The sequence below is a fragment of the Isoptericola sp. BMS4 genome (assembly GCF_011634835.1).
GTDB lineage: Bacteria > Actinomycetota > Actinomycetes > Actinomycetales > Cellulomonadaceae > Isoptericola.
Genome location: NZ_SIRP01000001.1, coordinates 3,585,353 through 3,601,230, shown reverse-complemented (window position 1 = coordinate 3,601,230; position 15,878 = coordinate 3,585,353). Strand labels below are relative to the sequence as shown.

The following is a 15,878-nucleotide window of genomic DNA, read 5'->3' as shown; positions in this document are numbered from 1 at the left end:
CACTCAACCGCCTACTCTTGACAGCCTGACGACGCGTGTTGCGACGACCGCTTGAACCCGCCTGCGTGTGAGTTGTCAGACCCTGCGCGACGTAGACGTCGCGCACACCCTGACAACTCGGCGGGACCGTGCCCACAGGGCCACGCGACGCACAGATCGCTCCGGCTGTCGGTCGCGCAGCCTTCGCCCGCACCACCCTGCCGTGATGACAGGAACCAGGAGCGTGTACGAGACAGTCCCCGGGCTCGTCGGCCTCATCCGCCGGCAGCATCGGGTCGTCACCCGCGCTCAGCTGGCTGCGCTCGACGTCGGCAGGGACGAGGTCGCCTGCCACCTCCGCGCGCTGCGTTGGCGCGAGCTGAGCCCGACCGTCGTCGTGACGCACCGCGGCCCGCTCACCTGCGAGGCGCAGCGGTGGGCGGCGGTGCTCGGTAGCCCCGCGCGCAGCGTGATCGGTGCGTGGACCGCACTCGAGGTGCACGGGATCACCGGCTGGTACCGGGAGTCGGTCCACCTGGTGGTGCCCCGTGGGGCCGAGCCCGACCGGCACCGGTGGTTGACGGTCCACGAATCGCGCCGGCTGCGGGACGACCACGTCGTCGAGGCCGCCGGGCTCCCGGTGCACACGGTGGCCAGAGCCGCAGTCGACGCCGCGGCGTGGCAGCGATCCTGGCGCACCGCGTCGGGGCTGATGGCCGCCGTCGTGCAGCAGCGGTCGGCGACGACGGACGACCTGTTCACCATGCTCGACGAGGTGGGCCGGGTGCGGCACCGCAAGGTCATGCGGCTGGCGCTCGCGGACGTCGTCGGCGGGGCGGACTCGCTCGCCGAGATCGACCTCGCGCGGCTCTGTCGCGCCGCCGGGCTGCCCGAGCCGACGCGGCAGGCGGTGCGCCGCGACGCGCGGGGCCGACGGCGGTTCCTCGACGTCGAGTGGCTGCTGGCCGGCGGGCGGCGGTTCGTCGTCGAGGTCGACGGCGTCGGGCACATGGAGCGCGACCGGTGGTACGACGACCTGCTGCGTGACGCCGAGATCGGGGCCGACGCGCGGACCGTGCGGATCCGGCTGCCCGCGATGGCGGCCCGGTACGAGCCGGGGCGCGTCGTCGCGATCGTGCGCCGCCACCTCGTCGCATGAGCCGCGCGAGTTGTCAGACCCTGCGCGAGGTATACGCCGCGCTCGGTCTGACAACTCGCCGTACGCGTGAGCTGTCAGACCGTGCGCGAGGGAAACGCCGCTCTCACCCTGACAACTCGTCGTCGCGGCGGCGGCCACGCGAGCGCACGAGCACGAAGACCGCGGCGCTGAGGACCAGGCCGGCGAGCACCACCATCCAGACGTACGCGGGGCCGCCCACCAGGTCCTCGATCAGCACCCGGCTGCGCGACGTCGGGTCGGCCAGCACGACGGCGACGAACGCGGCGACCACCGTGACGACGACGCCGGTCAGCACCCGCTCCCACGCCGTGGTGAGGGAGGCCTGGCCCATGACCCGCCGGCCGGCGCGCACGATGTGGCGGGCGCGCAGCAGCCGCAGGGCGCCGACGGCGCGGATCAGCCGCAGCAGCTGGGTGGGACCGACCGCCAGCACCACCGAGACGGCGATCGCCAGCGTGACGACGACCAGCCACCGGTTCCGCCGCACCCAGGCCCGCTTGTCGTCCGAGGCGACGAACAGCACGACCGTCTCGGCGAGCAGGACCGCGCCGGTGAGCAGGCTGCCGACGGTACCGACCGTCCGGTACGGCTCGGACAGCAGCGTCAGCCAGACGGCGGGGACGGACACGAGCGCCGCGACCAGCACCGGCCAGGCGAACCGTCGCGCCCACCGTTCCTCGCGACCTGCCCTGCCGGCCCCGTCCGGCTCGTCGCACCCGACCGCGGCCACGGGCGTGCCCTCGGCGGGATCCGGACGGTCGCGACGCACCGCACCAGGGTAGGGGAGCGGCGGGAGAGCGCCCCGGCCCCCGGTCACGACCCGGGCCGCACCAGCCCCGTCTCGTAGGCGATGACGACGGCCTGCACGCGGTCGCGGGCGCCGAGCTTGGCGAGGACCCGCCCGACGTGCGTCTTGACGGTCGCCTCGGCGACGTACAGGTCCGCGGCGATCTCGGTGTTGGACCGTCCGCGGGCCATGAGGCCCAGCACCTCTCGCTCCCGCTCGGTCAGCGCGGCGAGGGCGTCGTGCTGGGGTGCGGGCTGGTCCGCGGGCAGCGTCGTGACCAGGTGCTCGAGCAGACGCCGGGTGGACGACGGCGCGATGACGGCGTCCCCGCGGTGCACGGTGCGGATCGCGGTGAGCATCTCCTCGGGCGGGGCGTCCTTGAGCAGGAACCCGGAGGCTCCGCTGCGGATCGCCTCGAGCACGTACTCGTCCAGGTCGAACGTGGTGAGCACGATGACGCGCGGCGCGTCGGCGCCTGCGGTGAGGCGGGCCGTCGCGGTGAGCCCGTCGAGGTGCGGCATGCGCACGTCCATGAGGACGACGTCGACGCGGTGGTCGGCGAGCAGCCGGAGCGCCTGGGCCCCGTCGCCGGCCTCCAGCGCGACCTCGAGGTCGGGCTGCGAGTCGATGACCATGCGGAAGCCCGCGCGCACGAGCTGCTGGTCGTCGACCAGGGCCACGCGCACGGGCGCGCCCGACGGGTCGGTGGGCGGGACGGTCATGCGGTCTCCAGGTCTGGGCTGTCGGGGATGTCTGGGCTGCCGGTGCCGCCGGCGTCGTGGCCACCGGGCACGGGCGCCGACCCCGGCAGGGGCAGGGCGAGGTGCACCCGGTACCCGCCGCCCGAGCGCGGGCCGCTCGTCAGGGTGCCGCCGTACAGACTGGCGCGCTCGTGCATCCCGCGCAGCCCGAAGCCGGGCTCCGACTCCTCGGCGGCGGCCGCGCCGCGCCCGTCGTCGAGCACCTCGAGTTCGACCTCGTCGGGGGTCCAGTGCAGCGCGACGGTGACGGCGGGGTCGGGGCCGGCGTGCTTGCGCACGTTGCTGAGCGACTCCTGGCACACGCGGTACAGGGTGAGCCCCATGCCGGCGGTCAGCGGTCGGGGCTCCCCGAGGCGGGTGTAGGCGACCCGCAGCCCTGCCCCGCGCGCCTGGTCGACGAGGTCGTCGAGCTCCTCGACACCGGGCTGCGGCGCCGGGGAGCGCGGTGCGCTGAGCTCGGGGCGTGCGGCCGGGTCGTCGTCCTCGCGCAGGACGCCGAGGAGGCGACGCATCTCGGTCAGGGCTGTGCGCCCCGTCTCGCTGATGGTGCCGAGGACGCGGGCGGCGGCGGCCGGGTCGGACGCCGCGACGTACCGCCCGCCGTCGGCCTGGGCGACGACGATCGACAGGGAGTGCGCCACGATGTCGTGCATCTCGCGGGCGATCCGCGCGCGCTCGGCGGACGCCGCGATCTGCGCCTGCTGGTCGCGTTCGATCTCGAGCCGGTGGGCGCGGTCGCGCAGCACCTCGAGGGTGACGCGGCGGGACCGGCGGGTGAGCGCGAACGCCCACACGGCGAGCGCGGTGACCAGGCAGAAGAGGCCGACGGGCACCATGTGCACGATGCTCGCGGTGTCGCCCACGGCCAGTCCGGCGGCGATCGGGAACGCGACCAGGCACCCCGTCGCGGCCGACGAGATCGCCGTGACGTGCGCCCAGGTGGGCCCGTAGACGGTGACCGAGAACAGCGCGACCAGCACCAGCAGGTCGGACGGCATGACCATCGGGAATCCGACGACCATGTGGCCGAGCGCGACGGCGTAGATCGCGACGGCCGAGGCCACCGGCCGCACCCGGCGCCACGGCAGCGGGGCCGCCGTGGCGAGGGACCAGGCGATGACGTCGGCGCGCGAGCCGCCGTAGGCGCCGGTCTCGTACAGGTCGGTCGCCGAGGTCGCCAGGAACGCTCCGAGCAGCACCGTCGTCGTGAGGTCGACGACGAACCGGTGCGCCTCCAGCCACCGGCCCGTCCGCTCGTACCACGTCATGGCCGCCAGGGTAGGCCGGGGGCGGGCGGGTGCGCGTCCGTCCGTGGGCGGACGCGCCGGGCCGCCGTCCCGTCCCGTGGTCGGACGGCGGGCGGTGTGGCGCGCCGGGGCGCGCACGTCACAGCGACGCGGCGGCCGGGGGTGCTCGGGACCAGGGGTGATGCCGCTAGCATGAGGGAATGACCCACGTACTGCTGGCCGAGGACGACCCGGCTATTGCCGAGCCTTTGGCGCGGGCTCTCTCACGTGAGGGTTACGACGTCATCGTGCAAGGAACAGGTCAAGGAGCCGTCGACCACGCCGGGAGCGCGGACATCGTGGTCCTCGATCTCGGCCTGCCGGACAAGGACGGGCTGGACGTCGCGCGGGAGATCCGCGGCGCCGGCCTGACCGTCCCGGTCCTGGTCCTGACCGCCCGCGCCGACGAGGTCGACCTCGTGGTCGGCCTGGACGCGGGTGCCGACGACTACGTGACCAAGCCCTTCCGCCTCGCCGAGCTGCTCGCGCGGGTGCGGGCGCTGCTGCGCCGCACCCACGGCGAGGTCGGGGACGAGGAGGAGCTGCGCGCGCAGGACGTGCGCGTCGACGTCTCCGCGCACCGGGCGTTCCAGGGCGAGCGCGAGCTGCACCTGACCACCAAGGAGTTCGACCTGCTCAAGGTGCTGGTGGCCAACGCCGGCTCCGTGGTCGTGCGCGACACCCTGATGCGCGACGTGTGGGGGTCCGACCCGGTCGGGTCCACCAAGACGCTCGACATGCACGTCTCCTGGCTGCGCCGCAAGCTCGGCGACGACGCGAACGCCCCGCGGTACGTGTCGACGGTGCGGGGGCTCGGCTTCCGCTTTGAGCTCGGCGCCAGCTGACGGCGCGGCGGACGGGGGGCAGCGCCAGTGCGTCGTCGCGTCCTGCTGGCGACCATCTCCGCGGTCGCCGTGGCGGTGCTGCTCCTCGGCGTCCCGCTGGGCATCCTCGGCGCGCGGTACGTGCTGGCCAACGAGTCGCAGCGTGTCGTCGACCGGGTGGACCAGTTCTCCCGCAGCGTGGACCGGGCGCTCGCCGGCGAGGACGACGTCACGCCGGAGGCGATGGAGCGGGCGAGCCAGGGCAGCGGTGACGGCGACCTGCCCGCGTCCGTGGTCGTCACGCTGCCCGACGGCACCCAGCTCACGGCCGGCGAGCCGGTGGACGGGCCGGTGATCGAGAAGGCGAAGCTGACCGACGAGCGCGCCACGGTCTCGTTCACCGTCTCGGCGGTGGGCGCGTACGTGAAGTCGGCGCAGACCGTGCTGCTCGTCGTCATCGCCGGCATCGTCGCGGTGGCGGCGGGCGTGGCGGTCGCGGTCTGGCAGGCGAACCGCCTCTCCGCGCCGCTGGTGTACCTGGCGGCGTCGGCCGAGCAGGTGGGTTCCGGGCAGGTGCGGCCGCGGCTGGAGCCGTCGGGCATCGAGGAGATCGACCTCGTCGCGGCGGAGCTGGTCCGCAGCGCCGACCGGCTCGCCGGCCGGCTCGCGGCCGAGCGGCAGTTCACGCAGGACGCCTCCCACCAGCTGCGCACCCCGCTGACGGCGCTGACGATGCGGCTGGAGGAGATCACCCTCGCCTCGGACGACCCGGAGGTCGTCGAGGAGGCGCGCATCAGCCTTCAGCAGGTGGAGCGCCTGGTCGCGGTGGTCGACGACCTCCTCGCGGCCTCGCGCCGGTCCCAGGGCGGCACCACGGAGGCCGTGAGCCTGGCGGTCGTCGTGCATCAGCAGGAGGAGGAGTGGGGCCCGACGTTCGAGCGGGCCGGCAGGCCGCTGGTGGTCGACGTCCCGGCGGACCACCAGGTCCTCGCCACCCCGGGCGCGCTGGCGCAGATCATCGCGACGCTCCTGGAGAACTCCCTCAAGTACGGCGACGGGACGACGACGGTCCGGTCCCGCCCCTCCGGCCCGAAGGGCGCAGTCGTGCTCGAGGTCACCGACGAGGGCCCCGGCGTCGACGACGAGATCGCCCCCACCATCTTCGAGCGCGGCACCACGACGGGCGGCAGCACGGGCCTCGGGCTCGCGCTGGCGCAGGATCTCGCCGCGGCCGACGGCGGGCGCCTGTCGCTCGCGCAGCGCCGGCCGCCCGTGTTCGCGCTGTTCCTCGCCGGGGTGCCGCGCACCCTGGACCCGAAGATCGTCCTGCCGCCGGGGACGACGATCTCGTCGCGCGGGCGCCGGCGCGGATGGCTGCACCACGACCAGTGAGCGGCCGGTATCGTTCTGCACCGTGACCGGACCCACCTCAGCACCGCAGCCCGTCACCCCGACCACCTCGACGGACGCCCCCGTGCCCCTGGACGCGCCCGTGACCGTCGCCGTCGTCGGCGGCGGCCAGCTCGCCCGGATGATGGCGCCCGCGGCGTCCGAGCTCGGCGTCGGCCTCCGCATCCTGGTCGAGGACCCCGCGTCGTCCGCGGCGCAGGTCGTCTCCGACGCGCCGGTCGGCGCGGCGTCGGACGACGCGGCGATCCGTGACCTCATCGCCCCCGGCGACGGCCGCCCCGCCGCGACGGTGCTCACGTTCGAGCACGAGCACGTGCCGAACGCGCTGCTGACCGACCTCATCTCCCACGGCACGCCCGTGCACCCCGGCCCGCACGCCCTGGTGCAGGCCCAGGACAAGATCGTGATGCGCCGCCGGCTGACCGAGCTGGGTCTGCCGTGCCCCCGCTGGGCCGCGCTGCCCGAGGAGCCGGGAGCCGGCCGGGCCGCGCTGGCGGAGTTCCTCGACGAGGTCGGCGGCGAGGCCGTCGTGAAGACGTCGCGCGGCGGCTACGACGGCAAGGGCGTGCGCGTCGTGTCGTCCCCGGACGCCGTCGCCGACTGGTTCGAGGGCGTCGCCGCGGGCGGCCCGCCGCTGCTCGTCGAGGAGAAGGTGCCGTTCGTCCGCGAGCTCGCCGCCCTCGTGGCCCGCCGCCCCTCGGGCGAGGTGCGCACGTGGCCCGTCGTCGAGTCGATCCAGCGCGACGGCGTCTGCAGCGAGGTGGTCGCCCCGGCCCCCGACCTGGCGCCCGAGGCCGACGCGCGGTCCCGCGAGATCGCCGTCGCCGTCGCCGAGGGCCTGGACGTCACCGGCGTCCTCGCGGTCGAGCTGTTCGAGACGCGCGACGCCGACGGCACCGTGCGGGTGCTGGTCAACGAGCTCGCGATGCGGCCGCACAACTCCGGCCACTGGACCATCGACGGGGCGGTCACGAGCCAGTTCGAGCAGCACCTGCGGGCCGTGCTCGATCTGCCGCTCGGGGACACCGCCGCCCGCGCCCCCTGGACCGTCATGGCGAACGTGCTGGGCTCCGGGCTGGACGCCCTCACCGACGCCCTGCCCGAGGTGCTGGCGCGGTTCCCCGAGGCGCGGGTCAACCTGTACGGCAAGGGCATCCGGCCGGGCCGCAAGCTCGGGCACGTCAACGTCAGCGGCGCCGACCTCGCCGAGGTCCGCCGCCGCGCCGTCGAGGCCGCCGCGCTGCTGCGCGGGCAGGCCACCACCACCGAGAGCACGGAGCACGCATGAGCGACCAGCAGCCCGCCGTCGGCATCGTCATGGGGTCGGACTCCGACTGGCCCGTCATGGAGGCGGCGGCCGACGCGCTCGCCGAGCTCGGGGTCGGCGTCGAGGTCGACGTGGTCTCGGCGCACCGGATGCCGACGGAGATGATCGAGTACGGGCGCTCCGCGTCCGACCGCGGCCTGCGGGCGATCGTGGCCGGGGCCGGGGGAGCCGCGCACCTTCCCGGCATGCTGGCGGCCGTCACGCCCCTGCCCGTGATCGGCGTCCCCGTGCCGCTGCGCTACCTCGACGGCATGGACTCGCTGCTCTCCATCGTGCAGATGCCCGCCGGGGTGCCCGTCGCGACCGTGTCGATCGGCGGCGCCCGCAACGCCGGGCTCCTGGCCGCCCGCATCCTCGCCGCGGGGACCGACGCCGAGTCGCTGGCGCTGCGGGGCCGCATGGTCGCCTTCCAGGCGGAGCTGGGCGACGTCGCCCGCGCCAAGGGCGACAAGCTCCGGGCGGCCCGGCAGCAGCGCCCCGGCTTCTGAGAGACCTGCTCCGAGAACGACGTGGCCGCCGTCATCCCCGGGGATGACGGCGGCCACGTCGTTCTCGGCGAGCCGTGTTCTCGGGCGCCGGTCAGCCGGGCATGCCCCCCACGGTGCTGCCGGCCTCGAGGTTGCCGTCCCGGACGTCGGCCCAGAACTGCGCGGCGTCGTCCGACAGGAGCACGGTGGACCCGACGCCGGTGCCCGGGTCGTAGCCCGGGTCGGCGATCGGCGGGGTGCCGGTGACGCCGTCGGGTCCGGTCGCCGCCTTGAAGGCGAGGGCGAGGCGGCCGAGGTCGATCATGCCGGTGCTCTGGTCGACGGCGAGGGCGTCCGTGCCGGCGTTGACGAGCTGGACTTGGTTGACCGGGTTGAGCAGCACGCTGGGCTTGACGACCTTCGCGGCGGCGGCGGCGATCACCTGCTGCTGCCGCTCCGCGCGCCCGATGTCGCCCTTGGGGTCCGAGTAGCGCATCCGTGAGAACGCCAGCGCCGTCTCGCCGTCGGCCATGTGGCAGCCGGCCTCCCACTCCAGGCCGCTCTTCTTGTCGTCGACGTCGTCGTCGTAGCAGAGCTCGACGCCGCCGACGGCGTCCACGATCTCCTCGACGCTGCCGAAGCCGACCTCCGCGTAGTGGTCGACGGTCAGCCCGGTGAGCCCCTCGACCGTCTGCACCAGCAGCGGGGCCCCGCCGAACGCGTAGGCCGCGTTGATCTTGTTCGGGTCGTGCCCGGGGATCTCGGTGTACGTGTCGCGAGGGATGGAGATGAGGGACACAGGGCCGCTGGACGGTTTCTGCAGCACCATGATCGTGTCCGTGCGCGCACCCTCCGTGCCGTCGTCGGCGACCGACCCGGTGCCGCGCGCGTCGGACCCCGCGAGCAGGTAGGTGGTGCCCGGGGTGTTCTCGGCCCCGGAGAGGGCGTCGACGTGCTGGATCTTGCCGTTGGCCCACAGGATCAGCCCGATCGGCCAGGCCAGCAGCAGCACGAGCAGGAGCACCAGGATCAGGACCGCCACGCGACCCTTGCGCACCCGGAGGCCGCCGCGCCCGCCGGCGGAGGCGGCCACCGCGGCACCCCCGGCGGGCGGGCCGCTGCGCCGCGCCGTCGACGGCCGCGGCTGCGCCGGGGTGGTCCGGGCCTGGGCGGCCTGCGGTGCCGCGGCGCGCGACCCGCGCGGGGGGTACGAGCGCGGCGCGCCGCGCTGGCCGGAGCCGCGGCGCTCGGGCGGCGTCGTCGGGATCTCGCGGGACGACTGCCGCCGCACCCGCGGCTCGAGCGGGGCGGCGTCGTCGCGACGACCGACCCGGCCGCCCGTGGGCCGCGGCGCCGGTCGGCTGGTGCCCCCCACGGAGATCGCGTCGCCGGTCGGCTCCGGGCGCCCGGAGCGTCCGCCCGACGGCGTGAAGCTCGGCGGGATCCGCTGGTCGTCGTTGCTCATGCCTCGTCTGCCCCCTGCGCTCAGCCGCACACCGACGTCACGTCGGCGCCGGTGAACGCCTCCTTGCCGGCCTCACGGGTCCGCGTCGGCTCCGGCGAGGACTCGGTGTCCTGCTCGGCGTCCGGGTCGTCGTCCGCCACCGGCGTCGCGTCGTCGGCGTCCGCCCCCCCGGCGGACCCGTCGGTGCTGCCCGACGTGTCGGCGGCCTCCTCGCCGGACCCGTCGCCGGACCCGTCGCCGGACCCGTCGCCGGACCCGGACTCGTCCTGCTTGTCCTTGCCCGCGATCGCGTCGCTGAGCGGGCGATCGTGCTCCAAGTTGTCCCACACGTCGTCGGCTTCCGGACCGAGGAGGACGTTGGCCGGGTTGTTCGGGTCGGCCACGTAGGGGACGGTCATGAACGCGATGGTCCCAGGGCGCACGTTGCGGGCGCTGTATGCCAGCCCGGCGAGTCCCTGGACGGACGCGAAGTTGCTGCTCATCGTCATCGAGCTGGTCACGGCGTTGAGGAACTTCAGCGACTTGCTCGGGTCGGCGAGCGTGCCGGCGCTGAGCACCTCGCGGGCGAGTGCGGCGAGGAGCTGCTGCTGCCGGCCGATGCGGCTGAGGTCCGACCCGTCGCCGACGCCGTAGCGGGCGCGTGCGAACTTCAGCGCGGTGGGGCCGTCCAGCTCCTGCACGCCCGCGTCGAGCACCAGGTGGTCCGCCTTGGGCGAGTCGATGTCCTCCGGGATGCACATCTCGACGCCGCCGACCGCGTCGATCATCTTCTCGAAGCCGGCGAAGTCGACGACGACGAAGCCGTCCATCGTCACGTCGGAGAGCGTCTCGATGGTGTGCATCGTGCACAGGGCGCCCGAGGCGACGTCGCCGCCGGTGAGCACACCCTGGGCGAAGGCGGCGTTGAACTTGGTGCTGTACAGCGGGCTCGACTCCGCGCCCGACGCCGTCGGGCAGGACGGCACGTCGACGGTCGTGTCGCGGGGGATCGACAGCATCTCGACGCGGGTCCGGTCGGACGAGATGTGCATGATCATCGTCGTGTCCGAGCGGGCGCCCTGCGTGCCGTCGCCCACGATGTCGGCGTTCTCGCCGGCCCGGCTGTCCGAGCCCATGAGCACGATGTTGAGCGGCTCGTCGGCGTTCGGGTCCTTCGGGAGCACCTTCTCGGGCCGGTCGGTGCCGAGGATGGCATCGGTGTCGACCGACTCGATGTTGCCGGTGAGCTGCAGGGCGGCCGTCGCGCCGCCGGCGGTGGCGAACGCGAGCACCGCGACGACGGCCATGCCGACGCCCCGCAGGACGGAGTGGCTGCGCAGCGTGCGAGCGTGCGACGGGCCGCGGACCGTCTCCGGTCGGGCGGCCACGTGGCGGGCAGGCTGGCGAGTCACGGGAAGTGAGCATAAAGGGTTGATGTCTCGGGCCGGAGATGCCGCAGGTCCGGACCGGTGAAGGGAATGTGTGGGTCAAGCCTCGGGCGAGGGCGTCTGGAAGACTGGGATCGTGACGGACACGACGCCACACGTCCGGCCAGGACCCGCGGCCTCGGGCGCCGTCGTCCCCGTGTCCGGGACACGCGCGGCACGACGTGGCTCCCGTGCGTACCGCCGCGCCGTCGCGGTGCTGACGCTCGCCGTCGCCGCCTGGGGCGTCCTGTGGTCGGTCACCACGCCGGCGTTCCGTGCGCCGGACGAGCAGACCCACCTCGACAGCGTGCTGCGGATCGCGTACGGGGGCGGGTGGCCCGCGCCGGGCGACGCCTGGGTGGCCCCCGCGGTCGCCGACGCCGTGGACGAGGCCGCCTACCCGGCCGACCCGCCCGGACGCTGGGTGCACCGGCCGGACGAGCGCCAGCTCGTCGACGTCGAGCCCGTCCCGCGCGAGGACCGGACCCGCATCGGGGAGACGAACGCCGTCGGCGACGCGTCGTCCGGCACCGAGATCGACCAGATGACGCAGCACCCGCCGGCGTACTACGCGCTCGGGGCGGCGGTGCTGCGGGTGACGGGGCTCGCCGACGCGCGGTGGGACCAGGCGATGCTGGCCCTGCGGCTGCTGGACGTCGTGCTGCTGGCGCTCGTGGTGCCGCTGGCGGCGGGGACCGCCCGCCGGGTGACGGGCTCGGCGTCGGCGGGTCTGGTCGCGGCGGCCTTCCCGCTGTTCCTGCCCCAGCTGGGCCACATCATGGGGTCCGTCAACAACGACGCGTTCGTGGTGCTGGCCGGGGCCGGGGCCACGTACCTCGCGGCGCGGGTCGTGACGGGCGACCTGCGCTGGCGGGTGGCGGTCGCGCTCGGCGCGGTCGTCGGCCTCGGGCTGCTCGGCAAGGTGATGCTGGCCTTCGCCCTGCCGATGGTGGGCGTCGCCTACCTGCTGGCGCGCGGCCGCCCGGTGCCGGCGCTGCCGGCCCGGCTCGGGCGGCTGGCCGTGGCGACGGTCGCGGCGGGCGTCGTCGGCGGCTGGTGGTGGGTGCGCAACGTCCTCACGCTCGGCGCCGTGCAGCCCGTGGGGCGCCCGCGCGACCTCGACACGATGGCGCCGGTGGCGGACGGCGACGTCGCGTCCCTCATCACCGAGAAGCTGGCGCAGGCGTTCTTCGGGAACCTGTCCTGGCTGGAGATCCGCCTCGACGGCCGGTGGGTGGTCGCCGGGTCGGTCGCCCTGGGGGTCGCGGCGCTCGTCGCGGTCGCGCTGCCCGGGGCGCGGCGCGCGGCCGTGGTGCTGCTGCTGTTCCCCGCCGGGCTGGCGGCCGGGGTCGCGTTCAACGCCTGGGACTTCCACGCCGAGACGGGCCGGCTCGCGGCGGTCCAGGGCCGCTACCTGTTCGCCGGGGTGGCGGCGCTCGCCGGCGTCGTCGCGATCGCGCTGTGGCAGCTCGCGCGCCGGGCGGAGCGGCGCCTGGCCGTCGCCGTCCCCGTCGTGGTGACCCTGGCCCTCGTCACGGCCGTCGCCGGTCTGCGGTGGGCGTTCGGTGCCTTCTACCGGGGCCCGGGCGAGAGCGTCGGCGACGCCGTCGACCGGTGGCTCGCGTGGAGCCCGCTCGAGCCGCCCGCCCTGGCCGCCGTCGTGGTCCTGGCCGCCCTCGCCCTGGTGGCGGCGCTCGCCGTCGCCGTCCCGTGGCCCCTCACGACCCGGGCGGCACGGGCGGCCCGGCGGACCGGCGCCGACGGCGCGGGCGCCGACTCGTAGACTCGCGGCGTCGCCCGTGGCCGCACCCGGAAGGTGTCGATGAAGCTCTTCGTGCAGATCCCGTGCCTCGACGAGGCCACCACGCTGCCGCTCGTGCTGGCGGGCATCCCGCGGCAGGTGCCGGGCTTCGAGGCGGTGGAGGTCCTCGTGATCGACGACGGCTCCACCGACGGCACCGCGGAGGTCGCGCGCCGCCTCGGCGTGCGGCACGTCGTGCGGCACACGGCGACGATGGGCCTGGCGCGCACGTTCCGCGACGGCGTGGACTACGCCCTCGCGCACGGGGCCGACGTCGTCGTCAACACCGACGGCGACAACCAGTACCCCTCCGAGCGCATCGGCGACCTCGTGGCGCCGATCCTCGCGGGGGACGCCGACATCGTCGTCGCCGACCGGCAGACCGCGACCATCGAGCACTTCTCGCCGTTCAAGAAGCGCATGCAGCGGCTCGGCAGCCGGGTGGTCAGCGCGGCCGCCGGCACGTCGCTGCCCGACGCCGCGAGCGGGTTCCGCGCCTACTCCCGCGCCGCGCTGCTGCGCCTCAACGTCGTCACGCAGTTCAGCTACACCATGGAGACGATCATCCAGGCGGGCAACAAGCGCCTGCGGATCGCCGGCCTGCCGATCACGACCAACCCGAAGACGCGCGAGTCGCGCCTCTTCCGCAACATCTGGCAGCACATGGCCCGCTCGGGGCGTGCGATCGTGCGCAGCTGGATCATGTTCCGCCCGCACCTGGTGTTCCTCACCCTGGCGGCGGTCTTCTTCGTGGCGGCGGCGGTCCCCGCGGTCCGGTTCCTCGTCTTCTGGGCGTCGGGCGACCCGGGCGGCCACGTGCAGTCGCTCGTCTTCGCGGCGGCGATGCTCGTCGGGTCGCTCCTGTGCCTGGCGCTGCTGGTCATCGCGGACCTGCAGCGCACCAACCGCACGCTGGTGGAGGAGACGCTGGAGCGTGTGCGCGCGATCCAGTACGGCGCCGCCGCACAGGCTCCGCCGCCCGACCTCCCGGTCCGCGCGGTCGAGACCGCCGACGCCGCCGACACCGCCGGGAGCGCCGAGGACGGCGCCGAGGGGACGCCCGGGGACGCCCGGCCGTGATCGTCGCGTTCGGTACCTACGACGCCTCCCGTCACCCGCGCGTCGCCGTCCTCGTGGACGGCCTGCGCGCGCACGGGTACGCGGTGCACGAGCTGGACCGCCCGCTGGGCCTGAGCACGGCGCAGCGGGTCCGGATGCTGCGTGAGCCGTGGCACCTCGGCGGTCTCGCGCTGCGCCTGCTGGCGTGCTGGGCGGGGCTGGTGCGCGACGCGTGGGCACACCGCCGTCGGCACGGGGCGCCCGAGGCGGTGCTCGTCGGCTACCTGGGGCACTTCGACGTGGTGCTGGCGCGGCTGCTGTTCCCGCGCACGCCCGTGGTCCTGGACCACCTCGTCTTCGCCGCCGACACCGCCGCCGACCGTGGGGTGCGCGGCCTGCGGGTCCGACTCCTGCGGGGCCTGGACCGGCTCGCGACGGCGTGCGCCGACGTCGTCGTGCTCGACACGGCGGAGCACGCCGCGATGCTGCGCGCGCTCGCGCCCCGCCGTGCCCGGCGCGGCGTCGTCGTCCCCGTGGGCGCCTCCGGCGCCTGGGAGCGGGCCGGGGAGCAGGCCGAGCACCACCTGGAGGCCGTCACCGGCCCCGGTGACGGCGGCGAGGTTGTCGCCGGCCCCCTGCGGGTCGTGTTCTTCGGGCTGTTCACCCCGCTGCAGGGCACCCGCGTGCTCGCCGACGCCCTCGCAGACGCCCTGCCGCGGGCCGCCGCGGCCGGACGGCCGATCGAGGTGACCCTGGCCGGCGCGGGTCAGGACCTGCCCGCCGTCCGGGACCGGCTCGCGGGGGTGGCCGGCCTCACCTGGCACGACTGGGTCGACGCCGCCGACCTCCCCGCGCTCGTGGCGGCCCACGACGTGTGCCTGGGCATCTTCGCCGCCACCGGCAAGGGGACCAGGGTCGTGCCGAACAAGGTGTTCCAGGGGCTCGCGGCCGGGTGCGTCGTGCTGACGTCCGACACGCCGCCGCAGCGCCGGCTCCTCGGCGACCACCTGGAGCTCGTACCCCCCGGGGACGCGGCGGCGCTCGCGGACCGCCTCTTCGCGCTGACCGACCCGGAGGCGCTGGCCGGAGCGCGCCGGCGTGCCGCCGCGGGCCGCGCCCGGGTGCGCCCGGGCGCCGTCACGGAGCCCTTGGCGACGGCGCTCGCCGCGCGGGGCGTGACGCCGTGAGCGGTGGTGCGGGGGGAGCCGTGGCGCGGGCGCTGGCCGTGCTGCGCTCGCCGTGGGTGCGGTGGGGGTTCCTCCTCGCGGCCGTCGGGCTCGCGGTCTACGCCGTGGTCGCCGCCCGCGACGGCCTCGCAGAGGCGGCCGCGGCGCTGACGGCGGGCCGGCTGCTCGCCGCGCTCGTGGCGTCGGGAGCGTTCGTCGCGTGCACGTTCGGCGCGTGGCGCGCCGTCCTGGCGGACCTGGGCTCGCCGGTCGGGCTGCGGCCCGCGGTCGCCGTCTTCGGGCTCAGCCAGCTCGGCAAGTACGTGCCGGGCGGGGTGTGGAACGTGGTGGCCGCCGCCGAGATCGGGGCCGACCACGGGATCCCGCGCCGGCGCTCCGTGACGACGACGGCGGTCGCCACGCTCGTCGGCGTGGTGTCCGGGGCTGTCGTGGGGCTGGTGGCGCTGCCCGTCGTCGCGGTGGACGAGCTCGGGCCCGCGGCGCGCGTCCTGTGGGCGCTGCCCGCCGTCGCCGTGGTGCTGGCGCCGCCGGTCCTCAACGCGCTCGTCGCCCGGGCACTGCGCGTCGCGCGGCGCGAGCCCCTGGAACGACCGCTGACCTGGCGGGGGCTCGGCGCGGCGACGGCCTGGTCGGTCACGGGCTGGCTGTGCGCCGGGCTGCAGGTCTGGGTGCTCGCCGTCGGCCTCGGGATGCCGGCGGACCCCCGGGGCGCCGCGCTCGCCGTGGGCGGCTACGCGCTGGCGTGGGTCGTCGGGTTCCTCGTGGTGGTGATGCCCGCGGGAGCGGGCGCGCGGGAGCTGGTGCTCCTGGCCGTGCTCGCCGGGACCCTGCCGCACGCCGAGGTGCTGCTCGTGGTCCTCGTCAGCCGGGTGCTGGTGACCGTGGTGGATCTCGGGTTCGCGGCGGCCGGCGCGCTCGCCCGGGCGCGCCGCTGACGTG

Annotated in this window: 14 protein-coding genes; 9 read left to right on the top strand and 5 right to left on the bottom strand. The window is 75.4% G+C overall.

The genetic code is table 11. The features are described from left to right. Window positions 1–205 precede the first annotated feature (205 nt). Window positions 206–1,138 (top strand): hypothetical protein, encoded by a 933-nt coding sequence (locus tag EYB28_RS16185; protein ID WP_166849945.1) that lies wholly within the window; start codon window positions 206–208, stop codon window positions 1,136–1,138. A 103-nt stretch (window positions 1,139–1,241) separates the two neighbouring features. Here EYB28_RS16185 and EYB28_RS16180 read toward each other — a convergent pair whose 3' ends face one another. From EYB28_RS16180 to EYB28_RS16170, 3 genes are read right to left on the bottom strand one after another with little or no spacing between them, the layout of a single operon-like run. Then, complete coding sequence (locus EYB28_RS16180; RefSeq protein ID WP_240930600.1) at window positions 1,242–1,928, bottom strand: hypothetical protein; 687 nt, start codon at window positions 1,926–1,928, stop codon at window positions 1,242–1,244. Between the two features lie 44 nt (window positions 1,929–1,972). After that, window positions 1,973–2,668, bottom strand: coding sequence for a response regulator transcription factor (locus EYB28_RS16175; RefSeq protein WP_166849942.1), 696 nt, complete (start codon window positions 2,666–2,668; stop codon window positions 1,973–1,975). After that, on the bottom strand, window positions 2,665–3,975 hold the full coding sequence (locus EYB28_RS16170; RefSeq protein ID WP_166849939.1) for a sensor histidine kinase: 1,311 nt from the start codon (window positions 3,973–3,975) through the stop codon (window positions 2,665–2,667). The genes EYB28_RS16175 and EYB28_RS16170 overlap by 4 nt, the downstream gene beginning before the upstream one ends. A gap of 179 nt (window positions 3,976–4,154) precedes the next feature. Between EYB28_RS16170 and EYB28_RS16165 the strand changes: the two genes are divergently transcribed. The 4 genes from EYB28_RS16165 to purE all read left to right on the top strand — a co-directional run bounded on the left by EYB28_RS16165 (window position 4,155) and on the right by purE (window position 8,042). Next, entirely contained in the window at window positions 4,155–4,838 is a 684-nt protein-coding gene (locus EYB28_RS16165; protein ID WP_166849937.1) for a response regulator transcription factor, read from the top strand. A 27-nt stretch (window positions 4,839–4,865) separates the two neighbouring features. Continuing rightward, window positions 4,866–6,209 carry an ATP-binding protein gene (locus tag EYB28_RS16160; RefSeq protein WP_166849934.1) on the top strand — a complete coding sequence of 448 codons (1,344 nt, stop codon included), beginning with the start codon at window positions 4,866–4,868 and terminating at the stop codon, window positions 6,207–6,209. Between the two features lie 88 nt (window positions 6,210–6,297). Beyond that, window positions 6,298–7,515, top strand: coding sequence for a 5-(carboxyamino)imidazole ribonucleotide synthase (locus EYB28_RS16155; protein ID WP_166852586.1), 1,218 nt, complete (start codon window positions 6,298–6,300; stop codon window positions 7,513–7,515). After that, window positions 7,512–8,042, top strand: coding sequence for a 5-(carboxyamino)imidazole ribonucleotide mutase (gene purE / locus EYB28_RS16150; protein ID WP_166849931.1), 531 nt, complete (start codon window positions 7,512–7,514; stop codon window positions 8,040–8,042). The genes EYB28_RS16155 and purE overlap by 4 nt, the downstream gene beginning before the upstream one ends. A 91-nt stretch (window positions 8,043–8,133) precedes the next feature. Here purE and EYB28_RS16145 read toward each other — a convergent pair whose 3' ends face one another. Together EYB28_RS16145 and EYB28_RS16140 are read right to left on the bottom strand one after the other, a co-directional pair. Continuing rightward, a complete protein-coding gene (locus EYB28_RS16145) occupies window positions 8,134–9,486 on the bottom strand; it encodes an LCP family protein (RefSeq protein WP_166849929.1) in 1,353 nt (450 codons plus the stop codon). Window positions 9,487–9,506: 20 nt separating this feature from the next. Then, on the bottom strand, window positions 9,507–10,877 hold the full coding sequence (locus EYB28_RS16140; protein WP_240930599.1) for an LCP family protein: 1,371 nt from the start codon (window positions 10,875–10,877) through the stop codon (window positions 9,507–9,509). A 112-nt stretch (window positions 10,878–10,989) separates the two neighbouring features. Between EYB28_RS16140 and EYB28_RS16135 the strand changes: the two genes are divergently transcribed. From EYB28_RS16135 to EYB28_RS16120, 4 genes are read left to right on the top strand one after another with little or no spacing between them, the layout of a single operon-like run. After that, a complete protein-coding gene (locus tag EYB28_RS16135) occupies window positions 10,990–12,675 on the top strand; it encodes a DUF2142 domain-containing protein (protein ID WP_240930598.1) in 1,686 nt (561 codons plus the stop codon). A 39-nt stretch (window positions 12,676–12,714) separates the two neighbouring features. Further along, complete coding sequence (locus tag EYB28_RS16130; RefSeq protein WP_166849926.1) at window positions 12,715–13,773, top strand: glycosyltransferase family 2 protein; 1,059 nt, start codon at window positions 12,715–12,717, stop codon at window positions 13,771–13,773. After that, entirely contained in the window at window positions 13,770–14,939 is a 1,170-nt protein-coding gene (locus tag EYB28_RS16125) for a glycosyltransferase (RefSeq protein ID WP_166849923.1), read from the top strand. Before EYB28_RS16130 ends, EYB28_RS16125 begins: the two co-directional genes overlap by 4 nt. After that, window positions 14,936–15,874: a lysylphosphatidylglycerol synthase domain-containing protein gene (locus EYB28_RS16120; protein ID WP_240930597.1), complete on the top strand. Its 939-nt coding sequence runs from the start codon at window positions 14,936–14,938 to the stop codon at window positions 15,872–15,874. The genes EYB28_RS16125 and EYB28_RS16120 overlap by 4 nt, the downstream gene beginning before the upstream one ends. Window positions 15,875–15,878 lie beyond the last annotated feature (4 nt).